The sequence below is a fragment of the Acinetobacter johnsonii genome (genome assembly GCF_048551975.1).
Lineage (GTDB): Bacteria > Pseudomonadota > Gammaproteobacteria > Pseudomonadales > Moraxellaceae > Acinetobacter > Acinetobacter johnsonii_A.
Genome location: NZ_JBIMCF010000121.1, coordinates 1 through 315, shown reverse-complemented (window position 1 = coordinate 315; position 315 = coordinate 1). Strand labels below are relative to the sequence as shown.

Below are 315 nucleotides of genomic sequence, written 5' to 3'. Positions count from 1 at the left end.
CTTTCGAGCAAGCCGCTAAAGGTGAATTACAAAGCATTGATTTACTTTTAGGTGCAACCCTGACCATCAGTGACTACCTCATGCCTGACCTGATGGCTGACTTTTTAAAAATTCAGCCTCAGGCTCATTTACAGCTGCAAGTTGGCAACACTCGCCAAATGATTGAGGCGGTGAATCAGTTCCAACTAGATTTGGCCCTGATTGTAGGCTCTTGTCACTTGCCACAGCTCCAGTGCATTCACTGGCGTTATGATGTATTAGCGGTCTGCTGTGCACCAGACCATCCTTTGGCTCAGTTAAATCGCACATTAACCC

1 pseudogene is annotated in these 315 nt (G+C 46.7%); it reads left to right on the top strand.

Going from position 1 to position 315, the window contains the following annotated elements:
• Positions 1-315 (top strand): annotated as a pseudogene (gene gigC, locus ACG9ZB_RS16890) (LysR family transcriptional regulator GigC); the annotation flags it as partial.